This window comes from Sporosarcina sp. FSL K6-5500 (assembly GCF_038005665.1).
GTDB lineage: Bacteria > Bacillota > Bacilli > Bacillales_A > Planococcaceae > Sporosarcina > Sporosarcina psychrophila.
The window spans coordinates 1,987,237-2,000,469 of record NZ_JBBOTP010000001.1; the positions used below are offsets into that span (position 1 = coordinate 1,987,237).

Here is a 13,233-nt window from a genome sequence, read left to right on the forward strand (position 1 = left end):
TTACATATAGGATCAACCTCTGAACGGCCACCATACCCCTCTGCCAAACGATACAGTAATCGCCGGAATGAGTAATGGAAGAATGATGAGTCCATACAGAAGGAGTCCTGTAATGACAATTGTAGCGATTTGTACGAGACTCAACACGCCTGAAGGCATCATTGCACCAAATGTTCCGGCGAGTATGATGGATGCAGTAATGATGACCGTACCCATTTTAGCCATCGACATCGTAAGGGCCTCTCGTATATTCAGCCCATTAATGCTCTCCTCACGGAAGCGGTCGAGTAAGAAAATGGAGTAATCCACACCGAGCGCAATAAGCAGAATGAAGCCAAAGAATGGAACTGCCCAGCTGATACCATCATAACCCAACATATTGACAAAGATGAGTTCAGTTACAGCGATAGATGTGTAATATGTGAGCAGCAAGGAGCCAATCATATACAAAGGCATGATTGCAGAACGGAATAAGAACGTCAAGACGACGAACAAACTGGCAAGCATAATAATGACTGTGCGCTTGAAGTCTTTTGACGAAATATCATACAGATCCGAATTCATACTGGATACTCCGCTATATGCAAGCTCTGCGTCAAAGAAAGGTGTTCCGATAACTGAACGGGTTACGCTGTCTTTAATGTCATGCACCGTTTGGATCGCTTCCCTTGAATAAGGATCATAGTCCAAAATCACTTCAAGTAAAATCCCTGATTCGGCTCCGAACGTATAACGGTCAATCACCGGCTTGAACGTTTCATTGCTGAGCGTGCCTGACGGTATGAACAAACCGGTAGCACGCACACTGTCCGACTCACTCATTTCTTTTAATGATGCGGATAATTCGCCAAGACCGGAACCGATTTCATCCAGGCCTTTAGTAGAAGCACCAACACCTGCAGAAAGCTGCCCGATCCCACCTGCGGCTTGTGCAAGTCCAGCACCATTGACTTCAGCTGCAGAACCGGTAGAAAACATGCCGGTCACTTGGTCCAGTCCGCCTTGAACTTCTGTCAGTCCTTTTTTTACCTCATCCAGTCCACCAGTCGCATCACCAAGACCCTCTGACATAAGACCAAGCTGGTGGTCTACATACAAGTCTTCGATAATTTCACCAGTTGGACGCGTAATCGTCCGGACCGTTTTCACGCCGTCAATCTTCTCGATATCCCGGCTGATTGCTTCGAGATAGGTGACGTCAGTTTCATTGACAATCGGGCCGTCTTTTTTCAATAAAACCTGGATTGGCAACGAATCTCCTTTCCCGAATGCTTCAGAAATAGCATTGAGGCCCATGACCGATTCTTTACTCTTATCAATCTCATCGACTGTGTTGAATGACAAATCATTATCATATGTCAATAGAAGAGGGACTGTGATAACTGCCACAATTAGCATAGAAATGAGCGGCCGCTTGACCGAAACTTTACTGAAGGCAACCCATATTTTACTGTCTTTATGCGATGCAGCTTGTTTTGAAGGCCAAAACAATTTGTCTTTCAATAAAACCATGAACAATGGAACAACTGTAAATAGCACGACCATCAACACGGCAATTCCGACCGCGACGGCCACAGCTGATTTAAAAATCGGGAAGTCTGCAAATCCGATTGCTGCAAATCCGATAAAGACGGCAAGACCGCTGATGAACAGTGTACGACCTGCAGTTTTATACGTATTAACGACTGCATCCTCGATGCTATGACCTGCTAGCAATTCTTCTTTATATCGGCTGAGCAACAGAATACAATAATCCGTTCCTAGTCCGAAGAGGATAGCTACAAGGAAAATCTGTGTGTAATTAGAAACAGGGAATCCGAACCAGTCAATGAAAAAGGCAACAAATGATTGACTGAGTAAATAGGAGATCCCTACCGCAATAAGCGGTATAAATGGTGTGACAATTGAGCGGAATACGATGAGAAGCAAACCGAAAATAAGCACGACGGTAATAATTTCTGTTTTTTTCAAGCCGTCTTGTGCGCTTTGGTTTACATCATTGCCGATAATCGCTTCACCTGTTAAATAGACTGTCTGGTTTTTGGGTAAAATATCACTATGAATTTTATCAGCAAGGGCAATAATTTCATCAAATGTACCGTCCACAGTAATTGGTACGAGGACTGTCTTCTGATCTTTTGAAACAAGTTGCGCTTCCAGTTCTTTACTTTCAAAAGGGTTAAGTATTGCTGAAACTGGCTTGCCCAGGGCTTCAAGTTTGTCTACAACCGATTGAATTTCTTTTTTCATCGCAGCATCTACTGGTTTTTTCAGCGGATAGACGAGTGAAATCGTATCTTCGGAAGCACCTGCTTTTTCTAGCATATCAGCCGCTTTTTGCGAATCAGCACTGCTTGGAAGTTGTAGTGAGCCTGCTTCTTCTGCTTGTTTTGCCAAATTTGGTGCTAAAATGAATAACGCAATTGTCAATGTAAGTAAGCCGATGAAAATCGGCCATTTGAATTTTAAAATAGCTCTCAAAATTACATCTCCTTCATTTGTAAAATCTCTTTAAGTTTTCGGAAGGTCTCAACGAATGTCTCCAGTTCCTTTTCATCAATTCGATCTTTAAAAAGTTTTTCAATATTTTCATAGACCGCATTATTGGACGTTTGAAGAACCTCGATACCTTCCGATGTAAGTCGTATGATTTTGGCACGCTGATCGTTTTCGTCACGCTCGGATGTCACAAGTCCTTTTTCCTCCAACTTTTTTAAACGGCTCGAGACGGCGCTTTTATGTACACCTTGAATTGTGGCAAGCTTTCCGCTCGAAAGTGCTCCATAAGTAGAAAGGATTTTGAGTACTTGAATTTGCTCAGGAGAATACTCTTTCCAAATGGGAATATCCATGTTTTTAATAACATGTTCTGTCCCGAAAATCATTACTTCTTCGAATAAATCAACAGCTTCTAGTAGTTTTTCTCTCAATATAGTCTACCCCCTAAACCAATAATAGTAGTTTAGGGGGTAAACGAATAAATGTCAACGGCAAAGTAATCGGCCATTTTATGATAAACTGAAGGAAGTAGATACAAAGGGGACTGAGAAGCTATGACAAATATGTGGCATGAACGTTTTTCCGTTGAAGAATACGTCTATGGCAAAGAACCCAACGGATTTCTTGTGGAGGCGGCACAGCAATTACCGAAGGGTAAAGTGCTTTGTATCGCGGAAGGTGAAGGGCGTAATTCGGTCTACTTGGCAACGCTTGGCTTTGATGTGACAGCATGGGATTATGCGCCGGCAGGACTGGAGAAGACAAAGCAGTTGGCGGGTGAAAAAGGTGTCGTTGTAAAAATGGAACTGCACGATTTGGCAGAAGTGGCATGGGAAGAAGAGCAGTGGGATGCCATCGTTCATATCTTCGGACATTTCCCGGGAAACGTTATGGACCGTACACTAGCAGGGATTAAAAAGGCATTAAAACCTGGTGGATGCTATGTAAGTGAGTTGTATACGAAAGAACAGCTCCAGTACGGAACAGGCGGCCCACGGGTTGAAGAAATGCTGTGTAATCCTATTAAGATGCTCGAACAATTCGATGGTTATTTCGTCAAACACTTCCATATCGGGGAAGTCAATCGCGTGGAAGGCCAACTTCATACAGGAACCGCACACGTCGTGCAAAGTATGTTTCAAAAAAGAGAGGAAGAATAATATATGAATGGACAGAATCGTGCAGATGTAACACCAGGCTTAAAAGTAGCAGTTATCTTGAAAAAAGATCAGCGGTCGGGCTCGAAAACGGAAGGTGTCGTTAAAGATTTATTGACGAACTCAAGTTTCCACCCGCATGGCATTAAAGTACGCTTAGAAGACGGACAAGTTGGACGGGTTTGCGAGATTTTATAATAAGAAAAGGCCTAAAAAGGATAACCATGCGCAGTCTATTGCCGCGCGTAGTTATTCTTTTTAGGTAATAATTCAGGTTGGGGTGGACCATCAATGAACTTGAAATAAGGAAAGACGATACCAATGATAGATACCAAACTTATCGCTAATCCAATCATTATATATAAAGGTCTAATTCCCCATAACTCACTAACAATACCTCCAAAAACAATCCCAATTGGCATTGCCGTTCTACTAATTACTAATCTAACCGACATCACTTTCCCCATCATATGATTCGGAATCGCCCGCTGACAAATTGTGATGTTGTGAATACTGAAGAAAGCCATCATAATTCCTGCAATAATTTCGACGATAATCGCTAAAATGATTGCATTAATAATTCCTAACGAAATGTAGGTTAATCCACCGATTACTAGGGATCCTAACATGAACATTCTTCGACTTCGGAATTTTATCTTTCCAATTAACAGAGATCCGATGACATAACCCAATGGAAAGCCAGCCATAAAGAGGCCATAATCTTCATAATTCCCCTTCAGCACATCCGTGATATACGGTAAATTAATCACCATTGTGACACCAACGCCAAATTGGACGAATGCAAGGAAGATTCCCAGCCACACGATTGTTCGTTCTTTAAAAAAGTAATGGATACCTTCCTGGAATTGTTCCAACCAAGTCTTCCGTATATCTTGCGGAACTCGTTGCTCGTCCATCCGTAACAGCAAAAATCCACTTAGCGCAAGTAATATAAACACGAGTAACAAAGTGAAATCCGTCCCTATATAATTAATAACAACTCCACCAGCCATGGGTGCCAAGAACATCATAAGCCTCGTTGTACCATCGAGATAAGCATTGGCCGTACTTAACTGTTCCTTAGCTACGATTGTCGGTGTAATCGCTTGACTTGCAGGAACGTAAAGTGGGGTGACAAGGCCAATGATGACCTGAACTACATAGATATGCCAAACTTCCAAATGGCCAAGGAACATTGATAAAAGTGGCACCAGAAAAATCAATGCCCGTGTCCACTGTGAGAAAATCATAATCCATTTGCGACTCCATTTATCAATGAACGGCCCACTGACGAGTTGAAACACGATTGAGGGGAGAAAGTACAGTAACCACATACTACCCAACGCCAGTTTTGACCCCGTGAGTTCATAAACAATAATCGAATTGCAAAACGTGCCAAAGGAGCCGCCCAGTTCGGATATGGCACTCCCCGCCCACAATGAAACGAAGCCCCTATTTTTTAAGACAGTAGTGTTCATAAGCTGCGGCTCCTTCAAGTATTATTGGGTTAAATAGAGTTCCAACTCTTTGGGCAAGGAAGCAACAGACTTTTCTTTCAAATAATAATTGGAGGACTTTTGACCAACTAAAGAGGCGGCCTTTAAAATTTTTAAATGGTGATGAACAGTTGATTTTCCTAATTCGAGCTGCTCAGTTATATCCTTTAACGTGCAATCTTGTTCAGATAAAAGCTTAACCATACGGAGCCGGACTTCATCTCCCAATGCTTTATGTTTCTGAATTAAAAAGTAATCGGGAAGGTACTTATCAGTTGGATCAATGCTTGTGTTCGGAATCGGATAATAAAAAACTTTCGTTTCTTCAATATCCGATACAATCGTCCAAGGCCGGTACGTCAATTGGGGAATCAATAAAACACGATGAACGCTTGGCTCAGGAATATACTCTGTTCCATTTGTGGCCCATGCAACAAATTCTTCAGGCGTCAGTTTGTCTTTCATACTTCTTTTTTCATTGAGATCTCTTTCCAAGATGGCCAACAAGTGATTTGTGTCTGCATCAAGAACTGTTTCAGTCCACAAAGACATGACAGTTAGTAAATGCTTTTTAAAGTCAACGCCATTTACATTGCTGATAAAGTCAATATAAGCAGGTAGAAAAGGGTTTTCCTTTGCTACTTGTTTTATTAAATCGACAGCAACTTTATCACCATTCGCCGCAAGCATCCTACTTTCTTGTAAATCTGTTCCGAAGTATGGGAGACAAGTATACTTCAGTTCCACATCGCTTAAATTGTTGACATAAATCTTGAATTTTTCAATGTCATTCGAATTTTTTTCAAAAGCGTGTAAAAGTTGAAGTAAACTTTTCCATGTATTGTGTTCTTCAACGTAATTCAGTTCGCTAACTAACTCGTCAGGCATTTCATTTCGAAGTGTTTCAAATGAACCTTTTTTCTCGAGCGTGTCTAGCAGCGGTGTATTTGTGATCGCTGCAATACCTAATGCACATTCCCATAATAGAGAATACTCGAGCTCCACTTTGTACGATTCTCTTTTTCTACCTGTAATTGTTAGTGTATTCATACTAATTCGCCTCCTACTTGGTAAAGTATACCTATTTGGAATGCGAAGTTCAATAATTTTAGAATATTTTGTTCAATTAATTTTGAACTATGACATATAAATCATAAATAGATAGGTTGTGACTTTTATCCATCAAACGTGAAAGTTTAAAAAATCACGTTTGTTTTAGATTTGTTTGAGAGTGATGGACGAGCGTTCACCCTCCGCAGTAAGAAATCTCAATAATGATGCAGTAGTTGTTCAGGCCAAAGTGATCCGAGAGCAACTGTGTATAGGGCTTCTAGTGTTTAAACACAAATGCAAACAGTCATTTATTGGTTCATCAACAAATGTGTATTGGAAACATTTGTATGGAAAGAAACGTCTCGATAGGAGTGGGTGCACAATGAAGATTGTTCTAAAAGTAACCGGGAAAATCAAGCGGAAATCGTATGGATTGATAGTAATACAGTTTCAATCAACGGTGTTGAACTTAATGCGCAAAAAGATGTGTATGATTGGAGAGAACAGTAACGGGCTCAAATGAGGTTCGCTATACAGAAATGCTTTAATACTAAGGGGGACTCAGCTTGAAAAACATCCTAATGATTGCAACCATCCTAATGATTATTGTAGCGGCGACGATAGTGGCGTTGCCATTGGCTTTTATATCTGTTTTATTCATAACGCCGAATATGCATTATATAATACCTTTGCTTATTGCAATCTACGTAATACTGGTTGTTCTGATTCTATTCAAAACGATAGGTTGGACGAAATATCCGAACGGAAAAAAAGCTTTTTATGGCGTTGCTGCGCTGATAGCCGTTGTGGCATTGTCTTTCACGGCTTCCGGTATATATAAGCAGAACTTGGACAGGTTGGAGGATACAGAAGTGAACCTGCAACAATACAGTCCGTTCGCATCTGGGACGAAAGCTATGAAACTGGACGAGCCAGCGACCTTGAAGCTGGAATCGGATTTACCTATCATAGATGGTGCGACCGCGCTTTACCCAATGTATGCTGGATTCGCACAGGCAGTCTATCCAGAAAAGGAATACAACCTTTATAACAGCGAAGTGATGTCGAATAAGACAAACGTAGCCTACGAAAAGCTCATTGATGGGGAAGTCGATCTGATTTTTGTAGCAGGTCCTTCTTCTACTCAATTGGCATCAGCAGAACGAGCTGGCAAAGAATTAACGCTGACACCAATCGGTAAAGAAGCGTTCGTTTTTTTCGTCAATGCGAAAAACCCTGTAAAAACCTTGACGATGAATGAAATCAAAGGGATTTATTCCGGAGAAATAACAAATTGGAAAGACGTAGGCGGAAAGAAAAAAGCGATACGGGCATTCCAGCGGCCACAAGACAGCGGCAGTCAGACTGCACTTCAAAACCTGATGGGTGACGTGTCGATCATGGATCCTCCGGTTGAAAATGTGATTGATCTTATGGGAGGAATTATTGATGAGGTATCGGACTATACGAACTACAACAATGCATTAGGCTTTACTTTCAGATATTATTCAACCGAAATGGTCACTAACGATAAAATCCGATTGCTTCAAATTGAAGGAATTGAACCGTCATCAGAAACAATCCAGTCTGAAGATTATCCTCTTACGGCTGATATTTATGCCGTGACTGCGGGCAGTGATAATCCGCATATCGAGAAATTCATCGATTGGATTTTGTCTGACCAAGGACAGGCGATCATCGAGAAGACGGGGTATGTTACAAACCGATAGGCTGAAAACGGGATTGCTTTACTCGTAATAGTATAAGGAATAAAAACACTTCACGAATTTTTCACAACGAAAAGCTACACTGAAATTGATTTGATTATGTTCAAGTTTTTAAGTTCGTAGTTTTAATCAGCAATTAAATTAGGAGGTATTACAGTGAAAAAGTTATTATTAATTACATTTGTCTTCATGTTTATTTTTACTACCAGTGCTCTGGCACATACAGGGTTAGAAACGTCTTCCCCAGAAGATGGAGAAGTTGTTACAGAAGAAATGCGCGAGATAGCCTTAACCTACGAAGGGAAAATCGAACAAGGAGGAACGTTAGAGGTCAGTAATTCAAATGGCCAATCTATTCCAGTTGAAGATATTTCCATAGCAGATACGCAAATGACAGGGACGTTTACAAATGCCTTGGAAAATGGTGACTATACAGTTGTTTGGAATATTATTGGAGCAGATGGTCATCCGATTGCAGGAGAATTTTCTTTCACTGTAGATGTTCCTGTATCTGAAACAGCAGTTGAAAATGAATCCGAAGCCGAAGCCAATTCACAGGATGTAAATCAAGATGAAACACCATTAGAAAATGTTGAAGATACTAAAACAAATGAACAAAGTCAATTACCTTCTTATCTCATTCCTGTAATCGTTATTGTCTTAATTGCAATTATTGTGGGGATTTTCGTCGGGTTAAGGAGAAAAAAATAATAAATGTTTATGGTAATTGTTAGTGAAATACTTTTATATCTTTGCGTATCGCTTCTTATAGGAAGTTTTCTTATAGCTCTAGTACCGAGTTCTTTTCGACCGGAAGTAAACATACCAAGAAGTGTACAAATTATAGCTACACTCGGTATCGCAGTGTTCTCATTTGCGCCTGTTTTAGTGCTAATCATATATTTGTACGAGAATATGGGACTTTCTGAAACACTACAGACAGTTCTACTTACTTTTGAAGTCGGCAAAGCATGGATTTTCACTTTTCTAGTTGTCAATGTCTTGTTCATTTTTATCGTTTGGTTTGATGATCGTGAGAAACCAATCTACTCTTATATAGGAATCATTTTTGTTGTCATTTTAATCATGGGAATTGGTTGGGCTAGTCACGCTAGTTCCCTTGATCATGTCAAAGGATTTTTAACGCATACAAGCCATTTTACAGCGGTGAGTATTTGGGTAGGAATCTTGCTTGTAGTTAGCTGGTTTTCAAAAGATCATTCAAACTGGTTGAATTTCTTGAAATGGTTCTCGCCTGTTGCCATTATTTGTTTTAGCATCACCATTGTGTCAGGACTTATTTTAATGACATTTGTAGTGGAGTTTAATGAATATGCCAATGCGTGGATGCTTCCGTATGGTCAATTATTGTTATTAAAACATTTAACGATCATTCCATTACTGGTATATGCAGGGATCAACAGCATACTTATTAGAAAGAAGTTATTTAAGGATAATGACTTTAATCCAATACCTTGGACAAGAGTGGAAAGCATACTTATTTTGGTTGTTTTTTCGATAACGGCTGCATTAGGTCAACAATCGCCGCCTAGCGAAAACATATTGAAAAATGAAGGACTTTCCAAGCTGTTCAGTTTCTTTTATCAAGGTCAGTTTCAGCAAGGAATGAATGTCGAACTTGTAGCAAATGCCACAGGTCTCTCTCTTATACTGTTAGCGATTCTTTTCGTCGTTTTAACTGTGTACTCATTTATTAAGAAAGCACCGGTAATCGTAACTTTCATTTTGAGTATTCTTTTCATCTTTACAAGTTATTTAGCTTTACTACTTAGTATCCAATAGAAAAAGTGAAAGGTAGCTGACTTAGCTACCTTTTTTTCTATATAATGGGTACTATAGAGATTAAAATAAAGAATTCTAGTGAATTCGCTTCGGGATGCCTCTTGAACTAAGCGAGGGCACTGAAAAAGTACGATTTCCTTCAATCCCGTTGATTTCCGTTCCGAGCGGACGCTTTCCGCGGGCACGGCTTCAGCCAATCGAACAGCAAAGGGTTCGATTTGCCGTATTTCTGCGTTCTTTGCAGAAATTAAGGCATTCTTGCCCCGTGCTCCCAACGCTAGCGCTTTTGCTCGCAAAAGCCGTTCTTCGTAACGGCTCTTCCTGCGGGGTCTTCAGCTCGCGCTGTTCCCGCTGGAGTCGCCGCTCTTCACTACAATCAACTAGTTTTTACTATAAAAAAGAACTTTTTCAGTGGCTACCCCTTGTGAGGCGCCTTCATTTGGTTAATATAGGTTTCATTTGTCCAACATATATAGCGGTATTTACGTTGAACGCAGAGAATTGGAGGAGAGTCGAATGAATAAGCTGAATTTGATGGCAATGTTAGGAATCGAGCATCCAATCATCCAAGCACCAATGGCGGGTGTGACGACGCCAGAGTTTGTAGCAACATCTGCAGAAGCGGGGATTCTCGGTTCAATTGGGGCTGGGTATCTTTCGGCCGAAGAGACGCGGAATTTCATTCGTGAAGTGAAAAGTCTTACGATGAAGCCATTTGCGTTGAATTTGTTTGTTCCAGAAACGGTGAATCCGAGTCAGGAGCAATTACGGGGGGCATATGAAGCACTCCAACCGATAGGTAAGGAACTCGGGATTCCTCAGTGGAATACGCCATTTTCAAAAACGGAATTTGAAGGGCAAGTTCAGGTACTAATAGAAGAAGGTGTGAAAGTCTGTTCATTTACTTTCGGACTGCCGGACGAAAAAACTGTGCAATTATTGAAGGGAAATGATGTATTTCTAATAGGGACAGCGACTTCAATAGAAGAGGCAGAACTGGCGGAGCAGGTGGGAATGGATGCGGTTGTAGTACAAGGTAGTGAAGCAGGTGGGCATCGTGGTTCCTTTGTAGGCGAATTAAAATTGATTTCATTGAATGAATTACTGCTGAAAGTAGTCTCCTCCGTTCGACTTCCAGTTATTGCAGCGGGCGGCATTGCAAGTAAAGAAAAAATGGTGGATCTGTTAGCTAGCGGGGCACAAGCTGTTCAAATCGGAACTGTACTTCTAGCTGCTGACGAAAGTGGTGCACATCCGCTTTATAAGCAGGCAGTTTTGGACGTGGATAAAAGATGTACAGTGTTAACAAAGGCGTTCTCCGGTAAAATGGCACGCGGAATTAGCAACCGCTTCATCAGTGAAATGAATGAAGCAATCATTGCTCCGTACCCATTTCAGAATGATTTAACAAAAGAGATTCGTAAAGAGGCGGCAAAGCAAGGGGATACTGAATTCATGTCATTATGGGCGGGTGAAAGTGTGCATTTAAGCACCAGTGGAAAACTCAAGAACATTATTGAAAGATTTGTCTAACAACATAGTCCATTCGTCAATCTGATTTGGTACACTAGATATAAAAACGGCGGTGCATCATATGCGGAAATATATTGGGGAAATTGGACTTATCATTACAGCAATTATTTGGGGCAGCGGGTTTGTGGGCAGTGCCGTAGCCTTGGAATACTACACGCCGTATCAAATACTGGCAGGGCGCTTTTTAATCGGCGTACTCATTTTAGGAATCGTATTTAATAAACGGCTAAAAACGATAAAGAAAAGCACATTTATAAAAGGGTCGATATTGGGGATTTTCCTCTATATCGCCTTTGCGCTTCAAACGGTAGGTTTACAATATACGACACCTTCAAAGAATGCATTTTTAACTGCTATCAATGTAGTTATTGTTCCTTTTATAGGGCTCGTCATTTATAAAAAGAAAATCGATATTTTTGAACTCTGTGGGGCATTTATGGCGATAATCGGAGTAGCGGTACTATCACTTAAATTCTCTTCTGAAGTCAACGTAGGGGATCTACTAACATTATGCTGTGCAGTTGGATTTGCTTTCCATATTTTCTACACCTCTAAATTTGTAAAAGACGAGGACCCTATCCAGCTAACGATTATTCAAATGATGGCAGCAGCAGTCATCGGGTGTCTGTTTGTAGTATTTAAAGGTGAAACAACTTTTTCTACGCAAACGGAAGGTTTGATTCCACTCCTCTATCTGGCAGTTTTTTCGACAACAATCGCATTTCTATTACAGACAGTTGCCCAAAAGTACATAACGGAAACAAAAGCGGCAATCATTCTATCCACCGAATCATTTTGGGGCATGGCATTTTCCGTTGCGATTTTAAGTGAAGTGATGACGGTGAAAATGGGAATTGGTGCCATCCTTATTCTTGGAGCGATTGTATTATCCGAGACGAAGCTTAGTTTTTTGAAAAAGAAACAGCTGAACGGAATGCTTGAAAGGCGGGATGACGGTGTCTAAGGCTGTTTATTGTGAAAAATGTTCTAAAGAAATTAAGTTTAGGGGAGATTTAGTAACCGCAACTTTATTTTTTGTTATAGTCGCTTATCATGAAGATTGTTATGTGAAAGACTTGAAAGGGTTCAGGGGACTTTTTTTAGACAATAAACCACTTAACGGTTTTCCGGGTAACTTTTTGTTTGTCGCCGCAGTCTTAGTGAGTATCGGATTTGCTTTTGGTTCGATGAAGTGGGTCTCAATTATAGCCTTACTTCCAGTGTTATATAGAATATACTCTTACTTTAGGTTTGAAAGAAAATTGGAAAAGTAGATAGGGAGTGTCCATCCCTCTCAATCCTAGACAGTAAATTTTCGATGACAGTCACGGAAAAGATGATTTAAAGAAAAAGGAGATTACAATGGAAATACACTACAAGTTAACTGAGGAAGATTACATACACTTCAATTTGTATCACATCAAAAATTCTAAAACTGGTAAGCGGGCGTTGGCGTTACAAAGGTTTATAACGCCATTATTCTTTATCATTATCTCCTATATTTACTCCTTGATAAGTGACATGCCGTTTCTACCGCTGTTTATCATTTTTTTAGTAACGAGTATTCTATGGGTTATGTTTTATCCGAAGTACTTTTATGGCCTCATTGCCCGTAATGCTAAGAAAATGATTAAAGAAGGTAACAATGATGGCCTAATAGGGAATCATCAACTGAAATTGACGGAAGAAGGATTAATGGATACGTCTTCAAATAAAGAAACAAAAGTAACTTGGTTAGGCATTACAAGTTTCCAAGAAGACGATGGATATTTCTTTCTTTACAATAGTTCAGTGAGTTCCTATATCCTGCCTAAAAGAGAGATAGATGATGTAGACGAAATGAGACAATATATCCAATCGAATTTAATGCAGTAAAAAAGCAATTGAAGAACTAAATGCATAGAAGTTTTTTTGAAGGGAGAATAAAAATACACCGAAAATGTATTCACTCTTTTAGCACTTTAA

General features: G+C 40.3%; 14 protein-coding genes. 10 read left to right on the plus strand and 4 right to left on the minus strand.

The features are described from left to right. Window positions 1–12 precede the first annotated feature (12 nt). Both MKX62_RS09290 and MKX62_RS09295 read right to left on the minus strand, forming a co-directional pair. On the minus strand, window positions 13–2,481 hold the full coding sequence (locus MKX62_RS09290) for an MMPL family transporter (protein ID WP_340741278.1): 2,469 nt from the start codon (window positions 2,479–2,481) through the stop codon (window positions 13–15). A gap of 2 nt (window positions 2,482–2,483) precedes the next feature. Further along, window positions 2,484–2,930, minus strand: a complete 447-nt coding sequence (locus MKX62_RS09295; RefSeq protein WP_067204903.1) for a MarR family winged helix-turn-helix transcriptional regulator — start codon at window positions 2,928–2,930, stop codon at window positions 2,484–2,486. Between the two features lie 123 nt (window positions 2,931–3,053). On the opposite strand from MKX62_RS09295, the gene MKX62_RS09300 reads away from it, so the two are divergent. Both MKX62_RS09300 and MKX62_RS09305 read left to right on the plus strand, forming a co-directional pair. After that, window positions 3,054–3,659: a class I SAM-dependent methyltransferase gene (locus tag MKX62_RS09300; RefSeq protein WP_340741279.1), complete on the plus strand. Its 606-nt coding sequence runs from the start codon at window positions 3,054–3,056 to the stop codon at window positions 3,657–3,659. 3 nt (window positions 3,660–3,662) lie between these two features. After that, the gene (locus tag MKX62_RS09305; RefSeq protein ID WP_338653908.1) at window positions 3,663–3,854 is read left to right on the plus strand and encodes a YwbE family protein; all 192 of its coding nucleotides are present in this window, start codon (window positions 3,663–3,665) and stop codon (window positions 3,852–3,854) included. A 35-nt stretch (window positions 3,855–3,889) separates the two neighbouring features. Here MKX62_RS09305 and MKX62_RS09310 read toward each other — a convergent pair whose 3' ends face one another. After that, window positions 3,890–5,134: an MFS transporter gene (locus tag MKX62_RS09310; protein ID WP_340741280.1), complete on the minus strand. Its 1,245-nt coding sequence runs from the start codon at window positions 5,132–5,134 to the stop codon at window positions 3,890–3,892. 21 nt (window positions 5,135–5,155) lie between these two features. Then, the gene (locus MKX62_RS09315) at window positions 5,156–6,202 is read right to left on the minus strand and encodes an ArsR/SmtB family transcription factor (RefSeq protein WP_340741281.1); all 1,047 of its coding nucleotides are present in this window, start codon (window positions 6,200–6,202) and stop codon (window positions 5,156–5,158) included. Window positions 6,203–6,580: 378 nt separating this feature from the next. Here MKX62_RS09315 and MKX62_RS09320 point away from each other — a divergent pair, with 378 nt between their 5' ends. The 8 genes from MKX62_RS09320 to MKX62_RS09355 all read left to right on the plus strand — a co-directional run bounded on the left by MKX62_RS09320 (window position 6,581) and on the right by MKX62_RS09355 (window position 13,143). Continuing rightward, a complete protein-coding gene (locus MKX62_RS09320; protein ID WP_445683526.1) occupies window positions 6,581–6,715 on the plus strand; it encodes a DUF5412 family protein in 135 nt (44 codons plus the stop codon). 56 nt (window positions 6,716–6,771) lie between these two features. Further along, window positions 6,772–7,935 carry a PstS family phosphate ABC transporter substrate-binding protein gene (locus MKX62_RS09325; RefSeq protein ID WP_340741283.1) on the plus strand — a complete coding sequence of 388 codons (1,164 nt, stop codon included), beginning with the start codon at window positions 6,772–6,774 and terminating at the stop codon, window positions 7,933–7,935. 153 nt (window positions 7,936–8,088) lie between these two features. Further along, complete coding sequence (locus MKX62_RS09330) at window positions 8,089–8,643, plus strand: copper resistance CopC family protein (RefSeq protein WP_340741284.1); 555 nt, start codon at window positions 8,089–8,091, stop codon at window positions 8,641–8,643. A 3-nt stretch (window positions 8,644–8,646) separates the two neighbouring features. Beyond that, on the plus strand, window positions 8,647–9,735 hold the full coding sequence (locus tag MKX62_RS09335) for a copper resistance D family protein (RefSeq protein WP_340741285.1): 1,089 nt from the start codon (window positions 8,647–8,649) through the stop codon (window positions 9,733–9,735). 516 nt (window positions 9,736–10,251) lie between these two features. After that, entirely contained in the window at window positions 10,252–11,268 is a 1,017-nt protein-coding gene (locus tag MKX62_RS09340; protein ID WP_340741286.1) for an NAD(P)H-dependent flavin oxidoreductase, read from the plus strand. A gap of 61 nt (window positions 11,269–11,329) precedes the next feature. Beyond that, on the plus strand, window positions 11,330–12,232 hold the full coding sequence (locus MKX62_RS09345; protein WP_340741287.1) for a DMT family transporter: 903 nt from the start codon (window positions 11,330–11,332) through the stop codon (window positions 12,230–12,232). Then, window positions 12,225–12,542 (plus strand): hypothetical protein, encoded by a 318-nt coding sequence (locus MKX62_RS09350; RefSeq protein ID WP_340741288.1) that lies wholly within the window; start codon window positions 12,225–12,227, stop codon window positions 12,540–12,542. Before MKX62_RS09345 ends, MKX62_RS09350 begins: the two co-directional genes overlap by 8 nt. Window positions 12,543–12,630: 88 nt before the next feature. Continuing rightward, window positions 12,631–13,143, plus strand: coding sequence for a YcxB family protein (locus MKX62_RS09355; protein ID WP_340741289.1), 513 nt, complete (start codon window positions 12,631–12,633; stop codon window positions 13,141–13,143). The last annotated feature ends 90 nt before the right edge of the window (window positions 13,144–13,233 follow it).